Source organism: Bradyrhizobium sp. CSA112, from assembly GCF_029051645.1.
GTDB lineage: Bacteria > Pseudomonadota > Alphaproteobacteria > Rhizobiales > Xanthobacteraceae > Bradyrhizobium.
The window spans coordinates 128,396-154,569 of the sequence record NZ_JAACFS010000008.1 but is presented as its reverse complement, the minus strand read 5'-3'; the positions used below and the strand labels follow the sequence as shown (position 1 = coordinate 154,569).

At 62.5% G+C, this 26,174-nt stretch carries 26 protein-coding genes and 1 pseudogene; 17 read left to right on the top strand and 10 right to left on the bottom strand.

Going from position 1 to position 26,174, the window contains the following annotated elements:
* Positions 1–80 precede the first annotated feature (80 nt).
* A complete protein-coding gene (locus GWE18_RS17495) occupies positions 81–995 on the top strand; it encodes a LysR family transcriptional regulator (protein WP_275186932.1) in 915 nt (304 codons plus the stop codon).
* On the opposite strand, the gene GWE18_RS17490 is transcribed toward GWE18_RS17495, so the two are convergent.
* Positions 996–2,243 (bottom strand): MFS transporter, encoded by a 1,248-nt coding sequence (locus tag GWE18_RS17490; protein WP_275186931.1) that lies wholly within the window; start codon positions 2,241–2,243, stop codon positions 996–998.
* 69 nt (positions 2,244–2,312) lie between these two features.
* The gene (tyrS, locus tag GWE18_RS17485) at positions 2,313–3,566 is read right to left on the bottom strand and encodes a tyrosine--tRNA ligase (protein ID WP_275186930.1); all 1,254 of its coding nucleotides are present in this window, start codon (positions 3,564–3,566) and stop codon (positions 2,313–2,315) included.
* A 175-nt stretch (positions 3,567–3,741) separates the two neighbouring features.
* Here tyrS and GWE18_RS17480 point away from each other — a divergent pair, with 175 nt between their 5' ends.
* The gene (locus GWE18_RS17480) at positions 3,742–4,842 is read left to right on the top strand and encodes an anhydro-N-acetylmuramic acid kinase (RefSeq protein WP_275186929.1); all 1,101 of its coding nucleotides are present in this window, start codon (positions 3,742–3,744) and stop codon (positions 4,840–4,842) included.
* Between the two features lie 116 nt (positions 4,843–4,958).
* Positions 4,959–5,636, top strand: coding sequence for a glutathione S-transferase family protein (locus GWE18_RS17475; protein ID WP_275186928.1), 678 nt, complete (start codon positions 4,959–4,961; stop codon positions 5,634–5,636).
* Positions 5,637–5,799: 163 nt separating this feature from the next.
* Here GWE18_RS17475 and GWE18_RS17470 read toward each other — a convergent pair whose 3' ends face one another.
* Positions 5,800–6,447 carry an alpha/beta hydrolase gene (locus tag GWE18_RS17470; RefSeq protein ID WP_025589847.1) on the bottom strand — a complete coding sequence of 216 codons (648 nt, stop codon included), beginning with the start codon at positions 6,445–6,447 and terminating at the stop codon, positions 5,800–5,802.
* A 277-nt stretch (positions 6,448–6,724) separates the two neighbouring features.
* On the opposite strand from GWE18_RS17470, the gene GWE18_RS17465 reads away from it, so the two are divergent.
* The 10 genes from GWE18_RS17465 (at position 6,725) to GWE18_RS17420 (ending at position 14,922) form a co-directional block, all read left to right on the top strand.
* Entirely contained in the window at positions 6,725–7,879 is a 1,155-nt protein-coding gene (locus GWE18_RS17465) for a cysteine desulfurase family protein (RefSeq protein ID WP_275186927.1), read from the top strand.
* An 88-nt stretch (positions 7,880–7,967) separates the two neighbouring features.
* Positions 7,968–9,449, top strand: a complete 1,482-nt coding sequence (gene sufB / locus GWE18_RS17460) for a Fe-S cluster assembly protein SufB (RefSeq protein ID WP_275186926.1) — start codon at positions 7,968–7,970, stop codon at positions 9,447–9,449.
* 20 nt (positions 9,450–9,469) lie between these two features.
* On the top strand, positions 9,470–9,775 hold the full coding sequence (locus GWE18_RS17455) for a hypothetical protein (RefSeq protein ID WP_275186925.1): 306 nt from the start codon (positions 9,470–9,472) through the stop codon (positions 9,773–9,775).
* A gap of 23 nt (positions 9,776–9,798) precedes the next feature.
* Positions 9,799–10,551 (top strand): Fe-S cluster assembly ATPase SufC, encoded by a 753-nt coding sequence (sufC, locus tag GWE18_RS17450; RefSeq protein ID WP_275186924.1) that lies wholly within the window; start codon positions 9,799–9,801, stop codon positions 10,549–10,551.
* A 17-nt stretch (positions 10,552–10,568) separates the two neighbouring features.
* A complete protein-coding gene (gene sufD / locus GWE18_RS17445) occupies positions 10,569–11,894 on the top strand; it encodes a Fe-S cluster assembly protein SufD (protein WP_275186923.1) in 1,326 nt (441 codons plus the stop codon).
* On the top strand, positions 11,891–13,138 hold the full coding sequence (locus GWE18_RS17440; protein ID WP_275186922.1) for a cysteine desulfurase: 1,248 nt from the start codon (positions 11,891–11,893) through the stop codon (positions 13,136–13,138). The genes sufD and GWE18_RS17440 overlap by 4 nt, the downstream gene beginning before the upstream one ends.
* Positions 13,135–13,506 carry an SUF system Fe-S cluster assembly protein gene (locus tag GWE18_RS17435; RefSeq protein WP_057850527.1) on the top strand — a complete coding sequence of 124 codons (372 nt, stop codon included), beginning with the start codon at positions 13,135–13,137 and terminating at the stop codon, positions 13,504–13,506. The genes GWE18_RS17440 and GWE18_RS17435 overlap by 4 nt, the downstream gene beginning before the upstream one ends.
* A 9-nt stretch (positions 13,507–13,515) precedes the next feature.
* Positions 13,516–13,929 carry a VOC family protein gene (locus GWE18_RS17430; RefSeq protein ID WP_275186921.1) on the top strand — a complete coding sequence of 138 codons (414 nt, stop codon included), beginning with the start codon at positions 13,516–13,518 and terminating at the stop codon, positions 13,927–13,929.
* 129 nt (positions 13,930–14,058) lie between these two features.
* Entirely contained in the window at positions 14,059–14,448 is a 390-nt protein-coding gene (locus GWE18_RS17425) for an iron-sulfur cluster assembly accessory protein (RefSeq protein WP_275186920.1), read from the top strand.
* A 27-nt stretch (positions 14,449–14,475) separates the two neighbouring features.
* The gene (locus GWE18_RS17420) at positions 14,476–14,922 is read left to right on the top strand and encodes a TfoX/Sxy family protein (protein WP_275186919.1); all 447 of its coding nucleotides are present in this window, start codon (positions 14,476–14,478) and stop codon (positions 14,920–14,922) included.
* Positions 14,923–14,933: 11 nt separating this feature from the next.
* Here GWE18_RS17420 and GWE18_RS17415 read toward each other — a convergent pair whose 3' ends face one another.
* Together GWE18_RS17415 and GWE18_RS17410 are read right to left on the bottom strand one after the other, a co-directional pair.
* Positions 14,934–16,001, bottom strand: coding sequence for a GGDEF domain-containing protein (locus GWE18_RS17415; RefSeq protein ID WP_275186918.1), 1,068 nt, complete (start codon positions 15,999–16,001; stop codon positions 14,934–14,936).
* 140 nt (positions 16,002–16,141) lie between these two features.
* On the bottom strand, positions 16,142–17,620 hold the full coding sequence (locus GWE18_RS17410) for a DEAD/DEAH box helicase (protein ID WP_275186917.1): 1,479 nt from the start codon (positions 17,618–17,620) through the stop codon (positions 16,142–16,144).
* A 435-nt stretch (positions 17,621–18,055) separates the two neighbouring features.
* Between GWE18_RS17410 and GWE18_RS17405 the strand changes: the two genes are divergently transcribed.
* The 3 genes from GWE18_RS17405 (at position 18,056) to GWE18_RS17395 (ending at position 22,227) form a co-directional block, all read left to right on the top strand.
* Positions 18,056–19,504, top strand: a complete 1,449-nt coding sequence (locus GWE18_RS17405; RefSeq protein WP_275187013.1) for a caspase family protein — start codon at positions 18,056–18,058, stop codon at positions 19,502–19,504.
* Between the two features lie 524 nt (positions 19,505–20,028).
* Positions 20,029–21,234, top strand: a complete 1,206-nt coding sequence (locus GWE18_RS17400) for an FAD-dependent oxidoreductase (RefSeq protein ID WP_275186916.1) — start codon at positions 20,029–20,031, stop codon at positions 21,232–21,234.
* 210 nt (positions 21,235–21,444) lie between these two features.
* Positions 21,445–22,227: an outer membrane beta-barrel protein gene (locus tag GWE18_RS17395; protein WP_275186915.1), complete on the top strand. Its 783-nt coding sequence runs from the start codon at positions 21,445–21,447 to the stop codon at positions 22,225–22,227.
* 92 nt (positions 22,228–22,319) lie between these two features.
* Here the strand turns inward: GWE18_RS17395 and GWE18_RS17390 are convergent.
* From GWE18_RS17390 to GWE18_RS17375, 4 genes and pseudogenes are all read right to left on the bottom strand, one after another.
* A pseudogene (locus GWE18_RS17390) lies at positions 22,320–22,659 on the bottom strand (SDR family oxidoreductase); the annotation flags it as partial.
* 92 nt (positions 22,660–22,751) lie between these two features.
* Positions 22,752–23,678: an outer membrane protein gene (locus GWE18_RS17385; protein ID WP_275186914.1), complete on the bottom strand. Its 927-nt coding sequence runs from the start codon at positions 23,676–23,678 to the stop codon at positions 22,752–22,754.
* 101 nt (positions 23,679–23,779) lie between these two features.
* Positions 23,780–24,550, bottom strand: coding sequence for a glucose 1-dehydrogenase (locus GWE18_RS17380; RefSeq protein ID WP_275186913.1), 771 nt, complete (start codon positions 24,548–24,550; stop codon positions 23,780–23,782).
* Between the two features lie 116 nt (positions 24,551–24,666).
* Positions 24,667–24,852 (bottom strand): hypothetical protein, encoded by a 186-nt coding sequence (locus tag GWE18_RS17375; protein ID WP_275186912.1) that lies wholly within the window; start codon positions 24,850–24,852, stop codon positions 24,667–24,669.
* A 161-nt stretch (positions 24,853–25,013) separates the two neighbouring features.
* Here GWE18_RS17375 and GWE18_RS17370 point away from each other — a divergent pair, with 161 nt between their 5' ends.
* Positions 25,014–25,190 carry a hypothetical protein gene (locus tag GWE18_RS17370; protein ID WP_275186911.1) on the top strand — a complete coding sequence of 59 codons (177 nt, stop codon included), beginning with the start codon at positions 25,014–25,016 and terminating at the stop codon, positions 25,188–25,190.
* Between the two features lie 11 nt (positions 25,191–25,201).
* On the opposite strand, the gene GWE18_RS17365 is transcribed toward GWE18_RS17370, so the two are convergent.
* The gene (locus GWE18_RS17365) at positions 25,202–26,017 is read right to left on the bottom strand and encodes a porin family protein (protein WP_275186909.1); all 816 of its coding nucleotides are present in this window, start codon (positions 26,015–26,017) and stop codon (positions 25,202–25,204) included.
* Positions 26,018–26,174 lie beyond the last annotated feature (157 nt).

The following is a 26,174-nucleotide window of genomic DNA, read 5'->3' as shown; positions in this document are numbered from 1 at the left end:
GGCGGGAAGGTGCCGATAGGTCGTCGTCTTGACAAACGATCAGTTCTGCGGGCAGGCATAAGAAAAACTAGGGACGAGCAATGCGGCGCCGGACGAAGCTTTCGCACCTTCCGCTCAATGCACTACGGGCCTTTGAAGCGACGGCGCGCCATCTCAGTTTCACCCGCGCTGGCCTGGAACTTCGAGTCACGCAGGCGGCCGTCAGCCAGCACGTAAAGGTGCTCGAGGACCGGCTTGGCGTACAGTTGTTTCGCCGGCTACCGCGCGGCGTCGCGCTCACTGATGAAGGACAATTGCTGCTGCCGAGCATTGTCGAGGCCTTCGGCCGGCTCACCGAAACGCTCAACCGCTTTGAAGACGGTCGCTATCAGGAGGTCATCGCGGTCGGCGTGGTCGGTACCTTCGCTTCGGGATGGTTGCTGCCGCGGCTCGACGCTTTTAGGAGGGCGTATCCGAAGATCGATTTGCGCCTGTTCACCAACAATAACCGTATCGACATTGCGGGCGAAGGCCTCGATTACGCGATCAGGTTTGGCGATGGCCTATGGCACGGCACCGAAGCGACCCACTTGATGGGGGCGCCATTTACCCCATTCTGCGCGCCTTCGCTGGCTCGCAGGCTGAGCCGGCCGGCCGATCTCAAGCGCGAGGTGCTGCTGCGTTCCTACCGGCAGGAGGAATGGCCGCGCTGGTTTACTGCAGCGGGACTGCAGAGCCCGGTCCTCAAAGGAATGGTGTTCGATTCATCGATCACGATCGCCAGCGCAGCGGCGCGCGGCTTCGGCGTTGCGTTGTTGCCGGCGGCGTTATTCCAGGACGAGGTTCGTCAACGGCGGCTGGTACGTCCTTTCAAGATCGAAGTGGCGCTTGGCGATTACTGGATTACGTCGCTGCATTCAAGGCAACCATCACCCGCGATGCTCTCATTCAAAAGCTGGCTGCTTGAAACGATCGCGGCAACCAAGAAGAGCCCCGGCAGGCAGGCCGAGACCTAGCTACCGCCGCAGCGCCGGCACTACGAGGAACGGGATCATCCCGAGCACCACGGCGACCAGCGCGAACGCGATCACGGGATTATAGCTGTGGGTCCAGTCGTGGATCAGGCCGCCGGCCCATGCGCCGAATCCCGAGCCAAGGCCGCTGCCGATCGAAATGGTGCCGTAGATGGTGCCGACCCGTTCGCCGCGAAAGATCCTCATCGCGGTCGCCGTGATCAGCGGACCGCGCGAGCCGATCATGCTGCCGAAGGTCACGACAAAGGCGCCGAGCAGCCAGAAGTTCGGATAGTACTGCAGCAGCCACAGCAGGATGATGCCTAGAATCGAGATGGCGTAACTGAGCAGCACGGACGGCCTTCGTCCGATCATCGCATCGAGCTGGGTCACGCCCAGCATGCCGAACAGCAGCACGATGCCGGAAAAGCCCCAGGCGGTCGCGGCCTGCAGTGGCGGAAAGCCGGCGTCGATCAGATAGGCGACGATCTGCGCCGAGATCGCGTACATGCCGATTGCCGTGAAGAAGAAGGTTGAAAACAGCGCCCAGAACGCGTGGTGGCGCATAGCGCTCACAAGCGTCCAGCCTCTGTCGACGAAATCGGGATCGGCTTTTTTGGCGATGTGCGGCGAGCCCGTGGCGAACAGCCGCCACGGTAGCAGCAACAACGGTACCAGCAGGCATAGCGCAATGAGGCCGAAGATCTGGTAGGCGCCGCGCCAGCCGATGTGATCGATCAGAAGCTGCGACGCCGGCAGCAGCACCAATACGCCTGCACCGGTTGCGGAATAGACAATCGCCATCGCCGTCGGCAACCGCGGGCCGAACCAGCGCCCGAGCAGGATGGAATTCGGTACGTTGCCGATGAAGGCGATGCCGATCCCGACGCAGAGACCAACGCTCAACTGGAATTGCCACAGTGCTTGCGCCTGCGAGGCCACCAGGAACGCGCCGCCGAGCAGCAGCAGTCCCAGCGAATAGACGGCGCGGGGGCCGTAGCGGTCGAACAGCCGGCCGACTACCGGCGCCATCAGCCCGCCGGCCAGCCAGGTCAGCGAATAGACCGAGACCACCTGGGCGCGGTCCCAGCCGAAATTCTCCGAGATCGGTTTGAGAAAAACCGTAAAGCTCTCGCCGAGGCCGCGGCCGAGGAGCGCCAGAGTAAAGCACAGCGCCAGCACGTTGAGTGCAACCCGCCCCGGCTCGAGCGGTTGCGTCGCGATATCCTCCCCGCGGGTCTTGTTATCCATGCGAGCATGGGAGCGCGTTTCCGCTGATAGCCGCAAGCCTCAAAAACGAATGCGCCTATGCAGGTAGGCTCAAGCCGGCTTCAGCAGGACGTGCTTTTTCTTCCCCATGGAAAGTTTGATGACGCCTTCCGGCGTGAGGTTGGACGGCGTCAGCACCATCTTGTCGTCGGTCACGGCCGCATCGTTGACGCGCAAGCCGCCGCCCTTGATCTGGCGACGTGCTTCGCCGTTCGAGGCCACGAGGCCGGCCTTGACGAAGGCGCCCGGGACGCCGATGCCGGCATCGAGTTCGCCGCGCGAAACTTGCACCGTCGGAAGCGACTCCGCGATCGCGCCTTGCTCAAAAGTCTGCCGGGCGGTTTCGGCCGCCGTGTTGGCGGCCTCGCGGCCGTGCAACAGCGCGGTCGCTTCCGTCGCCAGCACCTTCTTGGCCTCGTTGATCTCGCCGCCCTGCAATGCCGCGAGCTTTGCGATCTCGCTCATCGGCAGGACCGTGAACAGCTTTAGAAATTTGACGACGTCGGCGTCCTCAACGTTGCGCCAGTATTGCCAGAAATCGTAAGGGCTGAACTGATCGGCATTGAGCCACACCGCGCCCTGCGCGGTCTTGCCCATCTTGGCGCCGGAGGCAGTCGTCAGCAGCGGCGTCGTCAGCGCGAACAATTGCGGCGTGCCCATGCGGCGGCCGAGATCGACGCCGTTGACGATGTTGCCCCATTGATCGGAGCCGCCCATCTGCAACCGGCATCCGGTGCGCCGTGCCAACTCGACGAAGTCGTAGGCCTGGCAGACCATGTAGTTGAATTCGATGAAGCTCATCTCCTGCTCGCGCTCGAGACGGAGCCGCACCGAGTCCATCGTCAGCATGCGGTTGACGGAGAAGTGCCGGCCGACGTCGCGCAGCATTTCGATGTAGTTCAGTTTCGTCAGCCACTCGGCATTGTCGAGCATGATGGCATCGCTCGGGCCCGAACCGTAGCGCAGTACCTTCGCGAACACGCCGCGGATCGAGGCCTTGTTGGCCTCGATTTCCTCGATCGAGCGGATTGCGCGCGATTCATCCTTGCCGGAGGGGTCGCCAACCATGGTGGTGCCGCCGCCCATCAGGGTGATCGGCTTGTTGCCGCTCTGCTGCAGCCAATGCAGCATCATCATGGTGAGGTAATTGCCGATATGCAGCGACGGCGCCGTGCAGTCGTAGCCGACATAGGCGGTCGCCTGGCCCTTCGCGGCCAGCGCGTCGAGGCCCTCGAAATCGGAGCATTGGTGGATGAAGCCGCGCTCCTGTAAAATGTTCAGGAAATCTGATTTAAATGCGGTCATGGCGGGCTGCTTTGATCATTCTATTTTCACTGTAATTGTAACTGTTAGCGGAACCATCGCGGAACAGGCTGCCGCAAACCCGGGCGCTGTGGCATTATAAGATGTCCGTGTTTGGCACAAGCTGATCGTCGTCGGCGGGACGATCGAGCAGGGCGTTGCAAAGGCACGATTTAAAATGATGTTGACGGCACTTGGTCTGATGAGCGGCACCTCGCTCGACGGGGTCGATGTCGCTTTGATCGAGACCGACGGCCGCCGGGTGAATGCCCTAGGGCCGTCCGGCTACCGGCCCTATACCGAAATGGAGCGCAGCTTGCTGCGGCAGGCGCTGTACGAGGCCGCCGACCTGCCGGACCGTGCGGCGCGGCCCGGTTGCCTGCGCGAGGCCGAGCGGATCGTCACCTCAGCGCATGTCGAGGCGGTGGCCGCCTTTACCGCGCAACACCGGTTGCGTTTTGACGACATCGACATCGTCGGCTTTCACGGCCAGACCGTGCTGCATCGGCCCGACAGAAAGTTGACCGTCCAGATTGGCGACGCGGCCGCGCTTGCCAAGTCGATCCACATTCCGGTCATGTACGATTTCCGCGCTGCCGACGTCGAAGCTGGCGGGCAGGGCGCGCCCTTTGTGCCGGTGTATCACCGCGCGCTCGCCCAATCGCTGGACTGGGAGGGGCCGACTGTCGTGGTCAATATCGGCGGGGTCGCCAACATCACCTATATCGACGGCGATACGCTAATCGCCTGCGACACTGGCCCAGGTAATGCGCTGCTCGACGACTACATGTTCCGCTGGCTGAACCAGCGTTTCGATACCGAGGGCCGCACTGCTGCGTTGGGTAAGGTCGATGCGGCCTGGATCTCCCGCGCGCTGCAGATGCCGTTCTTTTCGCTGCCCCCGCCGAAATCGCTCGATCGCAACGATTTTGCGGGGCTGAAGCTTGGCGATGTGCCGCCCGAGGATGGCGCGGCGACGCTGACCGCGTTTACCGCAGCCGCGATCGCCAGGGTGGTGCCGCTGCTGCCGAAGGAACCCAAGAACTGGATCGTGGCCGGCGGCGGCGCCCGCAACCTGACCATTCTGCGGATGCTGCGTGAGTGTCTGGCCCCGGCGACAGTCCGCGCGGCGGACACGCTGGGCTGGGCGTCCGACGCCATCGAGGCGCAGGCCTTCGGCTTTCTGGCGGCACGGGGCCTGAAGGGCCTGCCGCTCAGCTACCCCGCCACCACGGGGGTGGCATTCCCGATGACCGGGGGCATCATCGCGCGACCGTGACCGGTTCAAGATCTGTTGATGCAACTGCATCGATCTTGACGACTGCATGCAAATGCATCTAATTAGATGCAGATGCATGGAGCGAAGCCTGCCCGGGCTTCGCCTGGGAGGTCGTCATGGCACCAAAACTCACGCTGATCAGCCACAAGCTTTGCCCCTATGTGCAGCGCGCCGTGATCGCGCTCACCGAAAAGGGCGTTCCGTTTGAGCGGCTCGACATCGATCTCGCCAACAAGCCCGACTGGTTTTTGAAGATTTCGCCGCTCGGCAAGGTGCCGGTATTGCTTGTCGAAACCGGCGACGGCGAGGCTGCGCTGTTTGAGAGCAACGTCATCTGCGAATACATCGAGGAGACACAAGGAGGCGCGAAGCTGCACCCGCAGGATGCGCTCAAGCGCGCGCAGCACCGCGCGTGGATGGAGTTCGGCTCGACGATTCTCGGCGAACTATGGGGCCTGGAGACGACCGGCGATCCCGCGGTGTTTGAAAGCAAGCGGAAGGCCGTTGCCGAAAAATTCGCACGGGTCGAGGAGGCGCTGGGCGCGGGTCCATATTTTGCGGGAGAAAAGTTCAGCCTGGTGGACGCGGTGTTCGCGCCGATCTTCCGTTATTTCGACGTGTTCGATCAATTGATCGATCTCTCGGTCTTCGCCGACACGCCGAAGGTCCGTGCATGGCGAAAGGCGCTGGCACAGCGGCCGAGCGTGCGCACGGCAGTCGGGCCGGACTATCCGCAATTGCTGCACGCGTTCCTGGTGCGCCATAACGCGCATATGCTGAAACTGGCAGCGTAGCGCTTTGCCGGGATGGTAGCGTGGGCCCGCGTGTCCCGGGCGCGATGCAGCGCGTAGCGTTGCTTCGCAGAACCGGGACCCATGCTGATAACGGAAACAGCAGAAAGGATAGGTTCTGCGGTGCACCACTTCGTGTTGCACCGCGTCCGGGGCACGAACAGCACTAGCGGACGTTGGCGAGCCGCATGTCGAGATAGCCGGTCACCGTCTCCATCAGCGGCTCCAGCTTGCCGTCGAAGAAGTGGTTGGCACCGGGGATGATCTGCTGATCGATCACGATGCCCTTTTGGGTCTTGAGCTTCTCCACCAGCGTGTTGACGTCTTTTGGCGGTACCACCGCATCCTTCTCGCCGTGCACGATCAGGCCTGACGACGGGCAGGGCGCGAGGAAGGAGAAGTCATAGAGGTTGGCAGGCGGCGCGATCGAGATGAAGCCTTCGACCTCGGGCCGGCGCATCAGGAGTTGCATGCCGATCCAGGCGCCGAACGAAAAGCCCGCGACCCAGCAGGCGCGCGCTTCGGGGTTGATAGTCTGCGCCCAGTCGAGCGCGGAAGCGGCGTCCGAGAGTTCGCCGGTGCCGTGGTCGAACGAGCCCTGGCTGCGGCCGACACCGCGAAAATTGAATCGCAATACAGAGAAGCCGCGATGCGCAAATGCGTAGTAGCACTGGTAGACGATCTGGTGATTCATCGTGCCGTGGAACTGCGGGTGCGGATGCAGGATCATCGCGATCGGCGCGTTCTTCTGCTTGGCCGGATGATAACGGCCTTCGAGGCGGCCCGCGGGGCCGGTGAAAATTACTTCAGGCATTGATGATCCCTAGGCAACGGACGTGATCCGGCGGCGAAAATGTGATCATGCGTCGTTGGGCGATGCGCGAACGGGCGCTCCCGTGAACTGGTTGCGGCCTTCTAGCATGAGGCGAGGGGCAAAAAGCAAGCATATTGAACATCTGGAAGGCTGTTCAACGCGTTAGCCTCCGATTGTAAGAGACGGCGCGATCCCCAATTGCCATAAGACGTCTCGCGCAGGCGCGAGGCCACTGCTGGCGGGAGCTGTCTGCCGATATAGGTAATATTATACAGCAATGGCTGACCGGATCTATCTCGACTGGAATGCAACCACGCCACTTCGCCCCGAGGCGAGGCAGGCGATGGCAGCCGCCTGGAACATGGCCGGCAACCCGTCCTCGGTTCATACCGAAGGGCGTCAGGCGCGCCGGCTGGTTGAGGATGCGCGTGCCGCCATCGCGGTGGCCGTCGGCGCCCGGTCGCAGGATGTGGTGTTTGCGTCCTGCGGGACGGAGGCGAACGCGCTGGCGCTGACGCCGGGGCTGCGCCGGGGCTCGGCAGAGCCGGTCACGCGGCTGCTGGTCTCGGCTATCGAACATACCTCGGTGCTGTCAGGGGGACGGTTTTCCGCGGGCGCGATCCGGACGATCAAGGTCACTGGCTCCGGCCTGGTCGACCTCGACCATCTGCGTATTTTGCTCGCTGACGGGCCGCCCGCGCTGGTGTCGGTGATGCTGGCCAACAACGAGACCGGCGCCGTTCAACCGGTCGGCGAAGTCGCTGACATCGTGCATCAAGCAGGCGGGCTGCTGCACGTCGATGCGATCCAGGCCTTGGGAAAAATACCATTTGATATCAATTTGATAAGAGCCGATCTGGTCACGCTGTCTGCGCACAAGATCGGCGGTCCCAAGGGCGTCGGTGCTCTTGTGATGGCCGAGGGCGTGCAGGGGCTGGAGCCGCTGCTGCGCGGCGGCGGACAGGAATTGGGACGCCGCGCCGGCACCGAGAATGTCGCTGGTATCGCGGCCTTTGGCGCGGCGACCACCGTCGCAATGGACGCGCTGGCTGGCGACGCTGTGCGGTTGCAAGCACTGCGCGAGCGGCTTGAGAAGGGGTTGATGCAAACCCCTGGTATGATTGTATTTTCGGCTGATACCCCGCGGTTGCCGAATACCACGCTGTTCACGGTTCCCGGTTTGAAGGCCGAAACAGCCGTGATTGGCTTCGATCTCGGCGGTATCGCCGTGTCCTCCGGTTCCGCCTGTTCCTCCGGCAAGGTCCAGCCTTCGCACGTCGTCGCCGCCATGGGGTTCGGTAAGGACCTGGCTCAGGGAGCGGTGCGGCTCAGTATGGGCTGGTCTACCTCCCAGGTAGACATTGATTTGGCCCTTGAGGCTTGGCGAAAGCTTGCCGATGCCTTACTTAGAGGGCGACGAAACACGGCTTGAAACGTTCTAAGTGAGTTTCGCCGGAACGCTTCGTCACTGTTTAGCAATTGTTCCACCGCGGTCCTTGAAACCGCGAGCGGAGGATGGAATGCCAGCCGTTCAAGAGACGGTCGAGCGCGTCAGGCGCATCGACGTCGATCAATATCGATATGGGTTTGAGACGCTGATCGAGTCCGACAAGGCCCCAAAGGGGCTGTCGGAAGACACCGTCCGCTTCATTTCAGCGAAAAAGAACGAGCCGGCCTGGATGCTGGAATGGCGGCTGGAGGCCTATCGCCGCTGGCTGACCATGACCGAGCCGACCTGGGCCCGCGTCAACTATCCCAAGATCGACTATCAGGAACTCTATTACTACTCGGCGCCGAAGCCGAAGAAGCAGATCGGCTCGCTCGACGAGATCGATCCGGAAATCCTCAAGACCTACGAGAAGCTCGGCATCCCCCTGCGGGAAGTCGAGGTGCTCGAAGGCGTCGTGAAGCCGGAAGGCGAGCGCAAGATCGCCGTCGACGCCGTGTTCGACTCAGTTTCCGTGGCGACCACGTTCCAGAAGGAGCTGAAGGCGGCCGGCGTGATCTTCATGCCGATCTCGGAAGCGATCCGCGAGCATCCTGAGCTGGTGCAGAAGTATCTCGGCTCGGTCGTACCGACCTCGGACAATTATTTCGCGACGCTGAACTCGGCGGTGTTCTCGGATGGCTCGTTCGTCTACGTGCCCCCGGGGGTGCGCTGCCCGATGGAATTGTCGACCTATTTCCGCATCAACGAGCGCAACACCGGCCAGTTCGAGCGCACGCTGATCATCGCCGACAAGGGCTCCTACGTCAGTTATCTCGAAGGCTGCACCGCGCCGCAGCGCGACGAGAACCAGCTCCATGCCGCCGTCGTCGAACTCGTCGCGCTCGATGACGCCGAGATCAAATACTCGACGGTGCAGAACTGGTACCCGGGCAATTCCGAGGGCCTCGGCGGCATCTACAATTTCGTCACCAAGCGTGGCGACTGCCGCGGCAACCATTCGAAGATCTCCTGGACCCAGGTCGAGACCGGGTCGGCGATCACCTGGAAATATCCGAGCTGCATCCTGCGCGGCGACAATTCGCGCGGCGAGTTCTACTCGATCGCGATCTCGAACGGTCACCAGCAGGTCGATAGCGGCACCAAGATGCTGCATCTCGGCAAGAACACGACCAGCCGGATCATCTCCAAGGGTATCGCGGCGGGCGTCTCGCAGAACACCTATCGCGGGCTGGTCACCGCTCACCGCAAGGCCACTGGCGCGCGCAACTACACCGCCTGCGACTCGCTGTTGATCGGCGATAAGTGCGGTGCGCACACCGTTCCTTACGTCGAGGCGAAGAATTCGTCGGCGACCTTCGAGCACGAAGCGACCACGTCGAAGATTTCCGAGGACGTGCTGTTCTACTGCACCCAGCGCGGTCTCAGCCAGGAAGAAGCGGTCGGCCTCGTGGTCAACGGCTTCGTAAAGGACGTGCTGCAGCAACTGCCGATGGAGTTTGCGGTTGAGGCGCAGAAGCTGATCTCGATCTCGCTGGAAGGCAGCGTGGGATGATCGCGCCTGATATCAGCGAGATGCGCACGCTGCTGCCGATCTTGAACGAGATCGACGAACCCAGTTTGTCGCGGCTCGACCGTTCAGAGTGGTTCAGGCCAAGCGCCGCGCAGGCGCGCCGCCTTGAGGCCGCCGCCGACAGGATGGATGTTTATCTGATGGCCTATCGGGTGAACTGCCGCGCGGGCGTCGGCGATGGACTTTGCAATTTGATCGCAGTGGCGGAGCTCGATGCGGCCAAGCTTGGCGAGATCGCAAGTCTGGAAAAAGCGTGCCCGGACGCCGCGATTGTCGCCTATGAACGCCCGATCCGGCGGCGCCACTAAACGAATTTCGACCAGGGAAAGCCATGTCATTACTCGAAGTCAAAAATCTGAAAGTTCGTGTCGAGGATAACGAAATTCTCCACGGGCTGACGCTCACCGTGAATCCGGGCGAGGTGCACGCGATCATGGGGCCGAACGGCTCCGGCAAATCGACGCTGTCGCACGTCATCGCCGGCAAGCCGGGCTATGACGTCACCGACGGCGAGATCCTGTTCAGGGGCGAGGATCTCCTGGAGATGGAGCCGGATGAGCGCGCCGCCAAGGGCGTGTTCCTGGCGTTCCAGTACCCGGTCGAAATCCCCGGCGTCACCACCTGGAATTTCCTGCACACCGCATTGAATGCCCAGCGCAAGGCGCGCGGCGAAAGCCAGCTTTCGTCTCCGGAGTTTCTCAAGAAGGTTCGCGAAGTCGCAAAGTCGCTGAACATCCCGCAGGACATGCTCAAGCGCGGCGTCAATGTCGGCTTTTCCGGCGGCGAGAAGAAGCGCAACGAGATCTTACAGATGGCGCTGTTTGAGCCGGCCGTCTGCATCCTCGATGAAATGGATTCAGGCCTCGACATCGACGCGCTCAGGATCGCGGCTGATGGCGTCAACGCGCTGCGTTCGCCGGAGCGCGCCATGGTGGTCATCACCCACTACCAGCGGCTGTTGAATTACATCATACCTGACTTCGTGCACGTGATGTCGAAGGGCCGGGTCGTCAAAAGCGGCGGCAAGGATCTGGCGCTGGAGCTCGAGGCTTCCGGCTATACCCAGTTCGAAGACGCGGCCTGACGCAAAGCGGATTTGTGATGAACCTGGTATTGGCAAAGAACGAGACCGGACGGGCGCTGAGCGACAGCTTTGCGATCGCGCGCGGCCGGTTGCCCGGCGCCGGCAAGGTGGCCGAAGCACGAAGTGTCGCCTTCGAAGCCTATGAACGTGCAGGCCTGCCGCATCGCCGGATCGAGGACTGGAAATACACCGATCTGCGCGCGCTGATGCGCGAGCTGCTGCCGCTGGCGCCTGCGCCGGATGCCGCCGCGCTGACGCGGGCTGCGACGGCTGTGAAACTGCAGGCGGTCAAGGGCGCGCGCCGGCTGGTGCTGGTAGATGGCGTGTTCGCGCCAAAGCTTTCCGAGCTCGGCGGCCTGGAGAATGGCGTTACCGTCCGCACCTTGCAGGAAGTGCTGGAGGCCGGTGATGCCGCGCTGCAGACGCAGTTGTTCACGCCCGACGACACCAATCCGATGGTGGCGCTCAACAGCGCGATGATGACCGATGGCGTGGTGATCGAGATCGCCAACGGCATCGTGCTGAAGCAGCCGCTGCAAATCATTCATGTCGCCAGTGGGCCTGTGCCCGCGGCGATGTTTACGCGCTCCCTGCTGCGTCTCGGCAAGGATGCCGGCGCGACGCTGGTCGAAAGCTACATTGCGGCCGACGGTGCCAAGATCTATCAGGCCCACGACTCGCTGGTTCTCGCGATCGGCGACAATTCGCGGCTCGACCATGTTCGACTGGTCGAGGACGGCCGTGAGGCCTTCAATATCTCCTCCGCCGTGGTGACGCTGGGTGCGCATGCGCATTTCAACACCTTTGGCCTGACCTCGGGCGCTGCTGTCAGCCGCTACCAGGCGACGATTGCGTTCGCGGGAGAACACTCCCGGGTCGAGACCAATGGCGTCAATCTGCTCAACGGCCGCCAGCACGCCGACACGACCCTATTGATGGACCACGCGGTGCCGCATTGCGCCAGCCGCGAGGTGTTCCGCGCCGTCGCCGACGACCGCGGCCATTCGGTGTTCCAGGGCCGCATCATCGTGCGTCCCGACGCGCAGAAGACCGACGCCAAGATGATGACGCGGGCGCTGCTGTTGTCCGACGACGCCGAGGCCGACAACAAGCCGGAGCTCGAAATCTTCGCTGACGACGTCACCTGTGGTCATGGCGCGACCACCGGCGCGCTCGACGAGAGCCTCTTGTTCTATCTGCGCGCCCGCGGCCTTTCCGAGAAGGAAGCACAGGCGCTGCTGATTCAGGCCTTCGTGGGCGAGGCGATTGAATCCATCGTCAACGACCATCTGCGAGAACTCGCAATTGCAGCCGCGCAGCGCTGGCTGGAGGCACGGGCATGACGCAGCACCCGGCGGTCAGGAATGGTGCCTATGACGTGGCCCGCGTGCGGGAGGATTTCCCCGCGCTGGCGATGAAGGTCTATGGCAAGCCGCTGGTCTATCTCGACAACGCCGCCTCCGCGCAGAAGCCGACCGCCGTGCTCGACCGCATGACGGAGGCTTACACAAGCGAATACGCCAACGTGCATCGCGGCCTGCATTACCTAGCCAATGCCGCGACCGAGGCTTACGAGGGCGCCCGTGCCAAGGTGGCGAAATTCGTCAATGCAGGGCGTAGCGAAGAAATCATCTTCACCCGCAATGTCACCGAAGCCATCAATCTCGTGGCGTCGTCCTTCGGCGAGCCGAACATCAAGCAGGGCGACGAGATCGTGCTCTCGATCATGGAGCATCACTCCAACATCGTACCCTGGCACTTCCTGCGCGAGCGCCATGGGGCCGTGATCAAATGGGCGCCGGTCGACGACGACGGCAATTTCCTGATCGAGGAATTCGAGAAGCTGCTGACGCCGCGCACCAAGCTCGTCGCCATCACCCAGATGTCGAACGCGCTCGGCACTTTCGTCCCGGTCAAGGAGGTCGTGAAGCTCGCCCATGACCGCGGCATTCCGGTGCTGATCGACGGAGCGCAAGGCGCGGTGCATCTGCCGATCGACGTGCAGGACCTTGATTGCGATTTCTACGCCTTCACCGGCCACAAGATCTATGGCCCGACCGGGATTGGCGCGCTCTACGCCAAGCATGAGCACCTGGTCGCGATGCGGCCCTATAATGGCGGCGGCGAGATGATCCGCGAGGTGGCAAAGGACTGGGTCACCTATGGCGATCCGCCGCACAAGTTCGAGGCCGGCACGCCGCCGATCGTCGAGGCGATCGGGCTGGGCGCTGCGATTGACTACGTCAACTCGATCGGCAAGGAGCGCATTGCCGCGCATGAGCATGACCTGCTTTCCTATGCGCAGGAGCGCCTGCGGGAAATCAATTCGCTGCGGTTGATCGGCACTGCGCGCAACAAGGGCCCCGTGATTTCCTTCGAGATGAAGGGTGCCCATGCCCACGACGTTTCGACCGTGATCGACCGGCAGGGCATCGCGGTGCGTGCGGGCACCCATTGCGTGATGCCGCTTTTAGAGCGGTTCAATGTCACAGCCACCTGCCGCGCGTCGTTTGGGATGTATAATACCCGGGAAGAAGTCGACCATCTGGCACAGGCGCTGATCAAGGCGCGGGATTTGTTCTCATGAGTGATACGGCCGAAGTCAAGTCAGCCAATATGGAAACCCAGTCGGCGCTGCCGCCCGAGGAGACCGAGCGGCTGGGGACCGAAATCGTCGCGGCGCTGAAGACGGTGTTCGACCCGGAAATTCCCGCCGACATCTATGAGCTCGGCCTGATCTATAAGGTCGACCTCAAGGACGACCGCGGCGTCGACGTGACGATGACGCTCACTACGCCGAACTGTCCGGCGGCCGGCGAGCTGCCGACCATGGTGGAGAACGCGATCGCCAGCGTTCCCGGCGTCGGCGTCGTCAATGTCAACCTGGTATGGGATCCGGCTTGGACGCCCGATCGGATGTCCGACGAGGCACGCCTCGTCCTCAACATGTGGTGAAGGGACCCGTTGCCTAAACTATCCGGTGTCATCGAGACCGCGCTTTATGTCGATGACCTCGACCGCGCCCGCGCGTTTTACGAGAAGGTGCTCGGGCTTGTGCCACTGACTGCAGACTCGCGGTTTCTGGCGTACGATATCGGCGGCCGGAGCGTGCTGCTGCTGTTTCTCCGCGGCTCGACACCTGAGACGATCCAGCTCCCCGGCGGCACCATTCCGCCGCATGACGGCAGTGGCCCCATTCACTTGGCCTTTGCCGTCGAGGCAGCCGAGTTGCCGGTTTGGGAAAAGTCGCTTGGCGAGCACCAAGTGGCGATCGAAGGCAGGACGGACTGGCCGCGCGGCGGCAAGAGCGTCTACTTCCGCGACCCGGACAATCACCTGCTGGAATTGGCAACACCGGGAATTTGGGCGATTTACTAGGATACTTGCGGCTGGTTTCGACGGGTTCTGATCGAGTTCATGACGAGAGGCCTTCACAGCGGGATTTTCGTTGTTATTTTAATGCCATGATAGCTCGTCGCCACAATGCGACGCGGGAGATCGAGTGCAATGGATACCACCGTACAGTCTTCCAAGCCGAAGCCGCGGCCGCGCCCGCAGGTCATGAAACTGACCGAGGCGGCGGCTGCGCGGATCACGGAGCTGACCAAGCGCGCCGATTCCGAGATCGTCGGCTTGCGCGTCGGGATCAAAAACGGCGGCTGCGCCGGGCAGTCGTACACGGTGGAATATGCCCATGAGGTCCGTCCGACCGACGAAGTGGTCGAGGACAAGGGCGTGAAAATCCTGGTCGACCCCAAGGCGGTCTTGTTCCTGCTCGGCACCGAGATGGACTACAAGGCCGACAAGATGCAGGCCCAGTTCATCTTCAACAACCCGAACCAGGTCTCGGCCTGTGGCTGCGGCGAGTCGGTGCAACTGACGCCGGCGAAGGGCTAACAACCGCATCGCCGGGGGCGGTGAGCGATGGACCGTGATTTCCTGATCGATCTGTTCGCCGATTTCGGCCCGGTCACCATCCGCAAGATGTTTTCCGGCTTCGGCATCTCCGCCGACGGCACCAACTTCGCGCTCGCGCTGCGCGCCGGGCTTTATCTTCGCGCCGACGAACAAACGATCCCGCAATTCGAAGCCGAGGGATCGACACCATTCCAGTACCAGACGCGGGCCAAGACGGTCACCGTGAACTCCTACTGGCAATTGCCGGCGCGTCTGTTTGACGATTCCGAGGAATTAGCGGAATGGGCGAGGGCCGCACTGGCGGCGGCGCAGCGCGCCGCTTTGCGCAAGCGTCCCAAGGCGCGTCAGGCAGCGAAGCGGGCCGCGACCAAGCCGGCTGCGGGCCGTAAGGCGCCGACGAAGAATCCGGTGGCGAGGAAGCCGGCGACAAAGGCGAAGGCGCCGCGCCGATAGTTCCCATCCCATTACGCGACCTGGATGCGAGTCTCGTCGGCGTATTCGGGATCGACTTCGCAGATCACGCGGTTGCGGCCGTTGCGCTTGGCTGCGTACAGGCACGCATCGGCGCGTTCGATCAATGAATCCGTGTCGTCGTCCGGCTTGAGCATGGAGACGCCGACCGAGATGGTGACGCGCCCGAGAATCTCGCCGGTCGACTTCTTCTTCAATTCCTTCGCCATTACCGCGCGCCGGATGTGGTCGGCGACCGTCAGCGCCTGGCGCAGCCCGGTATTGGGCAGCACGACCGCGAACTCCTCACCGCCGTAGCGGGCGGTGATGTCCTGGCCCTTGATGGTTTGCTTCAACGACATCGCAACCAGCCGCAGCACCTGATCGCCCGTGAGATGGCCGTAGGAATCGTTGAACGATTTGAAATGGTCGATGTCGAACATCAACAGCGACAGCGGTTCGCCGTTCGCCAGCGCCGTCTGCACCGCCATCTCGATCGAGCGGTCGAAATATTTGCGGTTGCCCAATCCGGTCAGTGGATCGGTCAGGCTCTCGGTGCGGATCGCCTCGAGGCTGTGCTGGAGGTTGCTGATCTCGGTCCTCGACAGCGACAGCCGGTTTTCCAGCGCCTTGTTGGTGTCGCGCATCTCGCGGGTTGACTTCACCAGGCCGTCGACGATTGCCTTGATCTGATCGCGGCTCTTGGCATTCCTGAGTTTCTCGTTGGCGCCGCTCAGCTTGGCGTCGTAGCTCTCCGACATGCCGAGCGCCTCGGTGATGAGGGCCATCACGTCGTCGATCTCGCCGATCACGCGCGCACCGACCTTGTCGATGCGGTCGGAGGCCTTGATGTGGGACAGATAGGTTTCGTAGATCTGTTCGAGATCTGACTCGCTCAGCCTGCCGTTGCGCGCCAGCGTCTCGTTGATGATCTTGTTGAGGGGGGCGTTGTATCCGGTCGCGTAGACGTACCAGATTTCATAGTTGCGCGGGACGGCGGTCTGCCGGAGGGATTTGATCTGGCCCAATGCGACTTCGGCAAACGCCATCGTGCGTTCGTGTTCGTCCAGCAGCTTGACCACTGATCCCGTCCCCAATAGCGAGCAGCGCCGGTCGTTGCCGTGCGGCAATGATTTAAATTATGCTGCCAAGTTAACGGAGGAGGATGAACGGCCGGTAAATGCTTCCGGCCGCAAGGATCGACGTCGATATCGACGTCCAATCAGACGCGGGCGCGCACGGGCCGCAACAGGAATGCGGGAAGGTGCGAGTGATCGGCGGGCTCCGATTCGACCTCGCGCTGGGCACGCCGCGGCTCGGGCCGGCCGATCGAGGGCACGCGCGAAGGCTGTGCAGAAGCCGGCGGCGTGAAGAGTGCGGCCGGCGACTCCGGCTGGGGCTTGGCGCTGCGGCCAGCACCCTTGGCCTGCCGCGGTTCGCGATCGGCCGTTTTGGGCTGTCGCGGCTCGCGTTCGCGGCGCGGTTTGCGGCCTCCGCGCGAACCGTCCCGGGAGCCCTCGCGTGAGCGATGTTCGCGCGGCTGATCGGTCTCGCCGGATGCATCCGGGTGTACGGCGTAATCGCCTTCGGCGGGCGGAATGGTTTGCCCGATCAACCGTTCGATCGCAGCGATCGATTTGCTGTCGAGCGAGGTGACGATCGAGATCGCGGTGCCGGCGCGACCGGCGCGTCCGGTACGGCCGATGCGGTGCACGTAATCGTCGGCATGATGCGGCACGTCGAAATTGAAGACGTGGCTGACGGCGGGAATGTCGAGGCCGCGGGCGGCGACGTCGGAGGCCACCAGCAACGGAATCTCGCCCTTGCGGAATTGATCGAGCGCCGCGGTGCGCGCCGACTGATCCATGTCGCCATGCAGGGCGCCGACGCTGAAGCCGTGTTTCTGCAGCGATTTGTAAACGACGGCGACTTCGCGCTTGCGATTGCAGAAGATGATCGCGTTGTTGAGGTCCTTGGCGTCGCGCAGGAGGCAGCGAAGCAACTCACGCTTCTCGTGCGGCTCGCGACCGCCGCGAACCTGGAACTGCGACACGCCTGTCGCAGTCGTGGCGGGCTTCGAAACTTCGATCCGTTCGGGATTGTGCAGGAAGGTTTCGCTGATGCGGCTGATTTCCGGCGGCATCGTCGCGGTGAAGAACAGGGTTTGCCGCGTGAACGGCACCAGCTTGCAGATCCGTTCGATGTCGGGGATGAAGCCCATGTCCAGCATGCGGTCGGCTTCGTCGATGACCAGCAGTTCGACGCCGGTAAGCAGGAGACCGCCGCGCTCGGTGTGGTCGAGCAGGCGGCCGGGGGTTGCGATCAAGACGTCGACGCCGCGGGTCAGCTTACTGTCCTGGTCGCCGAACGAGACGCCGCCGATCAGGAGTGCGACGTTGAGTTTCTGGCCGGCGCCGTATTTGTCGAAATTCTCTTTGACCTGGGCGGCGAGTTCGCGGGTCGGTTCAAGGATCAGGGTGCGGGGCATCCGAGCCCGGGCGCGGCCCTTTTCCAGAAGTGTGAGCATGGGCAGGACGAAGGCGGCGGTTTTGCCGGTGCCGGTCTGGGCGATGCCGAGAACGTCGCGGCGGGCCAGAACGTGGGGGATCGCCTGTTCCTGGATGGGGGTAGGGGTAGTGTAGCCGGTGGCCGCAACTGCGGCGAGGACCTTATCGGAAAGTCCGAGATGGGAAAAAGACATTGAGCCTCTAGTCGACACCGCCGTTCGGAATCGAGGGTAAAAAGGCTGTCGCGTTTTGCCCCGAAACGGCGCGCTTTGAAAAGCTGGGGGCTCTGACTTACGCAGACGAGCGGCTAACCTAAAGAATCGCGTTTCGATCCAAGGCCGCGTTGAGCGCGAACATAGGGTCGAAATGGCCAAAGTCAATCTGGGAACTGACCATATAGCGAAAAAGCTTAATGTTTTCGCACAAATAACGGCGAAAACCGTCATTTGGCCGTCAAACCGAGCCGCTGTATTCCTATCAACCGGAGCCGTTGAACCGTGGGCATCGGGATGCTGACTATGGCATGAAGCGGCTTTGCACGGCCTGAACCAGGACCATTCGTGCGCTGGGGGATTTCGATGAAGGGTTGGCTTTCCAGATTGCTCGCGGTGACGGGCCTTGCAGCTTGCATGGCGGCCTTCGCGGTCCCGGCCTATGCCGAAAAGCGCGTTGCGCTCGTGGTCGGCAACAACGACTACCGGAACGTGCCCAGGCTGCAGAAGGCGGTCAACGACGCCCGCACCATGGGCGATACGCTCAAGCAGCTCGGCTTCACGGTGATGGTGGCGGAAAACCAGAACCGGCAGGCGTTCAGCCAGACGTTGCTGGCCTTCGACAAGGCGGTCGACGCCGGCGACACCGCGTTCTTCTTCTATGCCGGCCACGGTTTTGAAATCGCCGGCCAGAATTTCCTGCTGCCGACTGACGTGCCGGCGGCGACCGAAGGCCAGGAAGAGCTGGTGCGCGACGCTTCGATCCTGGCCGACCGCATCATCGAGCGGCTGCAAAACCGGAAAGTGCGCACCGCCATTTTGGTGTTTGATGCCTGCCGCAACAATCCGTTCGAACGCGCGGGCACGCGTGCGGTGGCGGGTGGCGGCGGCCTTGCGCCGATGACGCAATTGCCGGAAGGCGTGTTCTCGATCTTCTCTGCGGGGCCGCGGCAGACCGCGCTCGACCGGCTTTCCAATGACGACGCCAATCCCAATTCGGTGTTCACGCGAACCTTCTCCAAGGAATTGACGCAGCCCGGCGCGAACCTCGTTCAGGTCGCGCAGCGCACGCGGCGCTCGGTCAGCGAACTGGCAGAGACGGTTCGTCACAAGCAGATCCCGGTCTATTTCGACCAGATGGTCGACGACGTGTTCCTCAACGGCATTGCGAAAGGCCCGGCGGAAGTGGCGGCGAAGCCCGCCGAGCCGTTGCAGAAGCTGGCGGCGTTGCCGCCGGTGCAGCAACTCAAGCCGCAGAACGATTCCGTCAACGCGCCGATCGCGATGTTCTCGCGTCACAATGGCGGCTGGACCGTGGTGTTCTCGATTGCCGACCCGACGCTCGGCATTTCCTGGCGGATTGGAGAGGGCGGCGATTTCCGCGAGACCGGCTTCATGGATACGCTCGACCCGCGGACCCGCAAGCGGATGCCCAATCCGTCGATCGAACTGCCGGCCGATGCACCTGCGGCCATCATCCAGGTCCGCTATGTCGATACCAATGGCGAGCTGCAAGGGCCATTCCCGATCCGGTTCGATCCCGAGGCCGCGCTGATCCGCGACCAGCGCAAGATCCTCGACATGACTGCGACGAGCTGGCTGTCGTTCCGCGAATACAACGGGCTTCTGGTCTACTATACGCACCTGATGTCCTATCGCTGCGCGATCCGCGAAGTACGCGTCGGCATCGACAGCACGGTGCCCGACAAGGTGTTGAAAATGCCGCCCTGCGATCCCAGGGATCCCAGTGTCATTCCGCACGACGCGCAGCCCTATTTGAAGCTCACGCCGGCGACCAAATCGGTCTCGGTGGAACTGACCTACCGCGACGGCAGCGTCTCGGAGATCAAGAGTTTTCGGCGGTAGTGCTCCGCTGCGGCCTATCCGCGTCATCGCGAGCCACCCGGTCGGTGCAAAGCGCCGCCGGATGACAGGCTCTGCGAAGCAATCCATTTAGCCGCACAAACAAAGAGTGGATTGCTTCGCTTAGCTCGCAATGACGGTGAAATACCGAGGCGCCACAATGACTGTCATACTCCGCGAACGCGGAGTATCCAGTACGCCGCGGCTTCTCGGTTCAATCATTGCTGTCTCTAGGATACTGGATCACCCGCCCCAGTGCGCAATTGCGCACAAGGCGGGTGACGACAACCGAATATGTGTCGGCGTTCTCGCGGCGCGTTTAGCCCGAGTTTGCGTCAAACTTGTCTCCCAACGGAGGGAGCAGGGAATGCCGGGTGCTCGTTGCACCCGCGGTCTCGTGTGGAAAAGTGCGCATCAAAAACGCACACTACTCTTTTGGCGCAGCGGTTTTCGTGCCGCATAGGGTGTTGCCGGTCTGGGGCAGATGGTCGATTGTGCACGTCGGACAAATCGGAGCGGAGCGAGCGATGAAGGTGCGTTGCTGCATCGTCGGCGGCGGGCCGGCCGGCATGATGTTGGGATACCTGCTCGGGCGCGCCGGCATCGATGTCGTGGTGCTGGAGAAGCATGCGGATTTCTTCCGCGATTTTCGCGGCGACACCGTGCATCCCTCGACGCTGCAGGTGATGGACGAGCTAGGGCTGATCGAAGGTTTCCTGAAACTGCCGCATCAGCGCCTGCAGAAGATGGAGGGGATGTTCGGCGGCGAAAAAGTGCGGCTCGCCGATCTGAGCCGGCTCCATGCGAAGTATCCCTTCATCGCCTTCATGCCGCAGTGGGACTTTCTCAATTTCCTGCGCGAGAGCGGCAAGCGGTTTGCATCGCTGAAAGTCATGATGTCGACGGAAGCTATCGATCTGATCCGTGACGGCGAGCGCATCACCGGCGTAACGGCGAGGACGCCTGATGGCGTGATCGACGTCGAGGCGGACCTGACCATTGCCTGCGACGGGCGCCATTCGCTGGTGCGCCAACGCGCTGGCCTCGAAGTCGAGGAAATCGGCGCGCCGATGGATGTGCTGTGGTTTCGCGCCGGCAAGCGTGGAGACGAAAGCGAAAACCTGTTCGCGCGGGTTGACCCCGGCAAGATGATGGTGACTTTCAACCGCGGCGACTACTGGCAATGCGCCTTCGTCATTCCCAAGGGGCAGTATGACGCCGTGAAGGCGAGGGGATTGCCTGCATTGCTCGACGACGTCGCGCGGATGGCGCCGATCCTCAAGCGTGGCCTGGCCGAGGTGAAAAGCTGGGACGACGTCAAGCTGCTGACGGTTGCAGTCAACCGGCTGAAGCGCTGGACGCGGCCAGGGCTCTTGTGCATCGGCGACGCCGCGCACGCGATGTCGCCGATCGGCGGCGTCGGCGTCAACCTCGCGGTGCAGGACGCGGTCGCGGCCGCGAATCTGCTGGCAGCGAAGCTGACGCACGGGTGTCCATCGGAGGAAGAACTCGACGCCGTGCGCCGCCGCCGCGAGTTTCCGGTGAAGATGACGCAGCGAATGCAGGTCGTCGTCCAGAACAACATCGTCAGCGCCGCGCTCAAGCCCGGCAATCAGCCGCTGAGGGTTCCGCTCGTCATGCGGCTGGTCACCGCCGTGCCTTGGCTGCAGGGAATTACGGCGCGGTTTGTGGGCTTAGGTGTGCGGCCCGAGCACGTGCGATCCGGCAGTTGAGCTGCTAGGCGACCTTGGAAGGTGTTTTTATACCATCCAATGCAACCGGTTCCATGTAGTCGGAACACATTGCTCGCAACTGTCGCAACCGGGTGACAGTTTTTGAGCCAGAATCCGGGTAGATTTTGATCAGGCTTTCCGATGCTTCATCCGCAGTTCCGATGCTCCATCCGCGCAGGTCGCCGGCGCAACTTACAGAGGGGAATGACAATGAAGAAAGTGGTACTCGCTGCTTCCATCCTTGCCGCCAGCGCGGTGAGCGCGTTCGCCGCAGACATGCCGGCCCGCATCGCGAAGGCGCCCGTGGTGCCTCCGGTCGTTACCTATGACTGGTCCGGTATCTATGTCGGCGGCGCGGTTGGCGGCGCCTGGCACGACACCGCCGGAGACCTCTACAATACTCCGCCCTTCCTCTGGGGCACCGGTAACAGCGACACCGCTTTGATCTACGGCGGCTTTGCCGGAATCCAGAAGCAGTGGGGCAATTTCGTCCTCGGTATCGAAGGCGGCTTTAATGCCCTCGACAACGGCTTTAACACCACCAGCAGCGCCGGCCTGATCGGTGAGCGCTGCGGGCTAGGTGCTGGCCTTTCCTGCCAAAGCCGTATCAATGACATCTGGTATATCGGTGGGCGGGTCGGTTATGCTTGGAACCGCTTCATGGTTTATGGCCAAGGCGGCTACGCGCAAGCTGATATCGACACCCAGACCCTCGTCAATGTGACCGGCGTTACGTTCGACCATGCCGGCGCTTCGCATGGCGGCTGGTATGCCGGCGTTGGTGCCGAATACGCGGTTCTCGACAACCTGATCATCGGCATCGACTACAAGCACTACGAGTTCGACAGCAAGCAACACAATTGTAATCTGGCGTTGATCACCTGCAATCCGTTCAACAATCGCAACGTCGATGCGGATGTCGACGCTGTGATGGCCCGGGTGAGCTACAAGTTCAATCCGTGGCCGACCGCGCCGGTCGTGGCGAGGTACTGATCCACGTACTGAAATCCAGAGACGATGGAAAAGCCCCGGCCTTGGCCGGGGCTTTTTTCGTACAGGCGAAGGATCCGGCAAGCCGTCTTTGGCTACCCCATGATTGAATAGCCGCCATCAATTGGAAGCGCCGTGCCCGTGACGAAATCCGACGCTGCCGAGGATAGAAATACCGCGATGCCCGCAAATTCGTCTATCCCGCCCCAGCGCGCCGCGGGCGTTCGCGCCAGCACCCGGTCGTGCAGGCCGTCGATCTCCTTGCGGGCGCGCTTGGTCAAATCGGTGTCGATCCAGCCCGGCAGCACGGCGTTGGCCTGGATGTTGCCGGCCACCCAGGCGCAGGATCGGATGAACTGCACTATGCCGCCCTTGCTGGCGGCACAGGCCGGCGTCGAGCTGGCGCCCGAAGGTCGACATCATAGAGCCGATAGAGCAAGTGCGTTGACGGGGGCAGTTGTCCGCGCGACCGCAACAAAAAGCCCCGCACGATGCCGGGGCTTTGAGCTGTCGAGGGTTGACGAAGATCAGTACTTCGCGACAACCGGGGCGGGACCACCGAACTTGTAGGCGATGCCCACGCGAACGTCGTTGATGGTCACCCGGTTTCCGACTTCCGCACTGTTCGTGAGGAGGGAAACAAAGCTGGCGCGACCGAGGTCGGTGTAACGATATTCGACACGACCCAGCCAGTTATCGGCGAAGGCGTATTCGATGCCGGCGCCGGCCGTCCAGCCATCGCTCGAATTGACATTCATGGTTACAAAGGGATTGGCGGCGCCGGCAAACCCATACGAGGTATCCCAGCTTCCCCACGCCCAGCCGGCAGTGCCGAACACCATCCAGCGATCAAAGGCCAAGCCCACCCGTCCCCTAACCGAGCCATAATCCTTGACGCTGGTTCCAATGTTATAAAGCGTCCCAGCGCTATTCGGGAAAATCGCAGAATCGTTCAAATCGGCAGCCTGCCAGTCCGCCTCGATGCCGAGCACGACATTGCTGACCTGCCAGTTGTATCCCACAAACCCGCCACCGATAACGCCGCTCGGGTCGATGCTGTAGGGGGCCGGGAAAAATCCAGCTGCGTTGGTCGAGATGCCGGTCGAGCGGCCCCAGCCGTAACCGACGTCGGCACCGATGTATAAGCCGGTCCAGTTATAGACGGCGGCGATCGGCGCGGGAGCCTTCGTGTACGGCCGAGCGGCCAGATCCGCGGCCGAGGCGCTGGCAATGCCCATGACCAAGGCGGCAGCGGCAAGAGTGATTTTCTTCATGATCTTTCCCTTAAATAAAGTGACGAAGCAAAGTGTCCGCGATGAATCCTGACTATGTTGATAATCGGGAATTGTCGGAAAGGCTGTCACCTGCACGCCACAGTGGCAGATCTTCGTCACTTCCACACCAAGACATCGCCGGTTGGCTGCCGCTTTTCGGCTCATAAGCAGGCAAGACATCGATATTTCAACGATGCGGCGGGCTCGGGCGGCGTTTTAAATCGTCTTCGGCTGGGAAGCATTTGCGCGGAGCGTTAAAGGGCGCCTAACGAGAAAACCGCCTATCCCATAATGGAATACCCGCCGTCGACGGGAATCGCAGTGCCGGTGACGAAGTCAGACGCAGGCGAGGCGAGGAACACCGCGATGCCGGCAAAATCATCGATGGCGCCCCAGCGCGCTGCCGGGGTGCGCGCCAGTACCCGGTCGTGCAAGCCATCGATCTCCTTGCGGGCGCGTTTGGTGAGATCGGTATCGATCCAGCCCGGCAGCACGGCGTTGGCCTGGATGTTGTCGGCCGCCCAGGCGCAGGCGCAGGAACGGGTGAACTGCACGATGCCGCCCTTGCTGGCGGCATAGGCCGGCGTGAAGCTGGCGCCGAAGATCGACATCATCGAGCCGATGTTGATGATCTTGCCGCCGCCGGCCGCCTTCATGGCGGGATATACCGCCTGCGAGCACAGGAACGCGCTGGTGAGGTTGGTCTGGATCACGCTGTTCCACTCGGCGATGTCGAGCGCGTGCGGCGGCTTGCGGATATTGATGCCGGCATTGTTGATGAGGATGTCGATCCGGCCGAGTTCGCCGGCGACGCGGCTGACCATGGCAGCGACTGCTGCCTTGTCGGTGACGTCGGCCGCGACTGCAATCGCCTTGGCGCCGCCTTCTGCAAGCTCCGCGACTGCGGCCGCCGATTTGGCCTCGTTGCGGCCCACCACTGCGATCGCCGCGCCGGCCTGCGCGAGGCCGCGGGCCATGCCGAGCCCGATGCCGCCATTGCCGCCGGTGACGATGGCTACCTTGCCGGTGAGATCGAAGGGTTTTGTGTTCATGGCGGTTGTCCTTTCTTCGTCATGCCCGGGCTTGTCCCGGGCATCCACGTCTTTTCTTGATCGCGACTGACTGAAGACGTAGATGGCCGGGACAAGCCCGGCCATGACGGCGACAGCTAGCGGTTGCCTTGCCAGATCAGGATCAGGCCGACGGCGACGAGCACCGCGCCGTATCCGGCCCATTGCAGCTGATTGATCATGAAGCTCGATGGCGGCCAGGAAATCACGCCGGTGCCCTGACCGATCCACAGCAGACCGATTGCAAGCGCCAGAAAGCCGATGATCGAAAGCGATCTGGCCATGGATTTCCTCCCTGTCGCCATTCCGGCCCTGGACGCCGCGCCGCTTATCGTGAGCCGCCGCAGGAAACCATTGCCGGCGGCGACCGTAGCTTCCGATCGAATACAAAGCAGGCCTGCGACGCAAGGCCGGAACTCATTGCACCGCCATTCTAGGGGACACCATGAGCCGCAGAACGGTCATCCTCACGCTCGCGCTTATCGCCGTCGCGATCGACGCCTACGCGGCATGGCCGCGGAACGCGGATCTGCGCCGCTTCAAGCGCGGGCCGCTCGGTGGCGGCGGCTATCACCAAAGCACAAAAAAGCCCCGGGCGATGCCGGGGCTCTTGAGCTGCTGATTTAGCAGAGATCAGTACTTTGCGGCGACCGGAGGGCCACCCCAGTTGAAGCGGTAGACCAGCGAGGTGCTGATGGTCTGCACATAGGGCTTGACGGTGATGTCGCGGCCGAACAGCGCGTTGGTGCCGTCGACCCGTTCCTGAAGACGCTTGCTGTCAAGAAAGGCAGCACGATATTCCGTCTTCATGAACCAGCCGGGAGCGTTGATTCCGAAGATGTTCAGGTTGTTCTCGACGCCGCCGCCGACGAACCAGCCGCTGGTCTCGAAGCTGTCAGTGTGCAGGCCGGAGGGAGTGCCGGTGCTGGAGCCCAGCAACGTGCTGCCCGACCAGTAGGTCCCGGTGTAACCGCCGTTGACATAGGAGAGAACGTTTGGAGCGACGAGGTAGCCGATACGAGCACCGGCTGCCCAAGCCGTCTCCATCTTAGTGGTACCGACGATACCCGTGGACGCGCCGCCAGCGAATACGCCCGCATCCCCGATGTTGCCCTTCAGGCTGCCGAACGTACCGTCGCCGAAGATGCCGACCACCCACGACGGGCCGGTCTGCCAATCATAGCCGGCACCCACCGTGCCGAACCAGCCATCTCCGCCCGTCCGGGTGTTGGTGCAAACGATGCAAGCCCCCGTCAAGGTGTCATCCACGCCGCCGTTGGCAGACCAGATGCCGCCGCCGGCGCCACCGAAGATGTAGAAGCCTGTCCAGTTGTAGGTCGGCGCGACCGGCACCGGAGCCTTGGTGTAGGGACGAGCTCCTAGGTCAGCCGCAGCGGCCGATCCGGTGAAAGCCGCCAGCGCAGTCAGAGCGAGCAGTACCTTTTTCATTTCCAATTCCTCAGTCCAGAAGCGTCAAATTCGATCGCTCTAAGAAGCGCGAGCACCCGATTCCCAAAACCCAGTGTCGTGACTATACGCAGTTCCGCCCAAAAAGCTGTTGCGGGGGGAGCACAGCCACCGGAAAACGAATGACCGGGAAATGCCC

What these genes read in the sequence shown, in the direction of transcription:
- GWE18_RS17385 (WP_275186914.1), bottom strand. Translation starts at nt 23,678, where the DNA reads ATGTCTTGCCTGCTTATGAGCCGAAAAGCGGCAGCCAACCGGCGATGT.
- GWE18_RS17435 (WP_057850527.1), top strand. Translation starts at nt 13,135, where the DNA reads ATGAGTGATACGGCCGAAGTCAAGTCAGCCAATATGGAAACCCAGTCG.
- GWE18_RS17405 (WP_275187013.1), top strand. Translation starts at nt 18,056, where the DNA reads ATGGCGGCCTTCGCGGTCCCGGCCTATGCCGAAAAGCGCGTTGCGCTC.
- GWE18_RS17475 (WP_275186928.1), top strand. Translation starts at nt 4,959, where the DNA reads ATGGCACCAAAACTCACGCTGATCAGCCACAAGCTTTGCCCCTATGTG.
- GWE18_RS17375 (WP_275186912.1), bottom strand. Translation starts at nt 24,852, where the DNA reads ATGGCCAGATCGCTTTCGATCATCGGCTTTCTGGCGCTTGCAATCGGT.
- GWE18_RS17495 (WP_275186932.1), top strand. Translation starts at nt 81, where the DNA reads ATGCGGCGCCGGACGAAGCTTTCGCACCTTCCGCTCAATGCACTACGG.
- GWE18_RS17400 (WP_275186916.1), top strand. Translation starts at nt 20,029, where the DNA reads ATGAAGGTGCGTTGCTGCATCGTCGGCGGCGGGCCGGCCGGCATGATG.
- GWE18_RS17455 (WP_275186925.1), top strand. Translation starts at nt 9,470, where the DNA reads ATGCGCACGCTGCTGCCGATCTTGAACGAGATCGACGAACCCAGTTTG.
- GWE18_RS17425 (WP_275186920.1), top strand. Translation starts at nt 14,059, where the DNA reads ATGGATACCACCGTACAGTCTTCCAAGCCGAAGCCGCGGCCGCGCCCG.
- tyrS (WP_275186930.1), bottom strand. Translation starts at nt 3,566, where the DNA reads ATGACCGCATTTAAATCAGATTTCCTGAACATTTTACAGGAGCGCGGC.
- GWE18_RS17365 (WP_275186909.1), bottom strand. Translation starts at nt 26,017, where the DNA reads ATGAAAAAGGTACTGCTCGCTCTGACTGCGCTGGCGGCTTTCACCGGA.
- sufD (WP_275186923.1), top strand. Translation starts at nt 10,569, where the DNA reads ATGAACCTGGTATTGGCAAAGAACGAGACCGGACGGGCGCTGAGCGAC.
- GWE18_RS17380 (WP_275186913.1), bottom strand. Translation starts at nt 24,550, where the DNA reads ATGAACACAAAACCCTTCGATCTCACCGGCAAGGTAGCCATCGTCACC.
- GWE18_RS17490 (WP_275186931.1), bottom strand. Translation starts at nt 2,243, where the DNA reads ATGGATAACAAGACCCGCGGGGAGGATATCGCGACGCAACCGCTCGAG.
- GWE18_RS17420 (WP_275186919.1), top strand. Translation starts at nt 14,476, where the DNA reads ATGGACCGTGATTTCCTGATCGATCTGTTCGCCGATTTCGGCCCGGTC.
- sufB (WP_275186926.1), top strand. Translation starts at nt 7,968, where the DNA reads ATGCCAGCCGTTCAAGAGACGGTCGAGCGCGTCAGGCGCATCGACGTC.
- GWE18_RS17370 (WP_275186911.1), top strand. Translation starts at nt 25,014, where the DNA reads ATGAGCCGCAGAACGGTCATCCTCACGCTCGCGCTTATCGCCGTCGCG.
- GWE18_RS17480 (WP_275186929.1), top strand. Translation starts at nt 3,742, where the DNA reads ATGATGTTGACGGCACTTGGTCTGATGAGCGGCACCTCGCTCGACGGG.
- GWE18_RS17470 (WP_025589847.1), bottom strand. Translation starts at nt 6,447, where the DNA reads ATGCCTGAAGTAATTTTCACCGGCCCCGCGGGCCGCCTCGAAGGCCGT.
- GWE18_RS17410 (WP_275186917.1), bottom strand. Translation starts at nt 17,620, where the DNA reads ATGTCTTTTTCCCATCTCGGACTTTCCGATAAGGTCCTCGCCGCAGTT.
- GWE18_RS17440 (WP_275186922.1), top strand. Translation starts at nt 11,891, where the DNA reads ATGACGCAGCACCCGGCGGTCAGGAATGGTGCCTATGACGTGGCCCGC.
- sufC (WP_275186924.1), top strand. Translation starts at nt 9,799, where the DNA reads ATGTCATTACTCGAAGTCAAAAATCTGAAAGTTCGTGTCGAGGATAAC.
- GWE18_RS17395 (WP_275186915.1), top strand. Translation starts at nt 21,445, where the DNA reads ATGAAGAAAGTGGTACTCGCTGCTTCCATCCTTGCCGCCAGCGCGGTG.
- GWE18_RS17465 (WP_275186927.1), top strand. Translation starts at nt 6,725, where the DNA reads ATGGCTGACCGGATCTATCTCGACTGGAATGCAACCACGCCACTTCGC.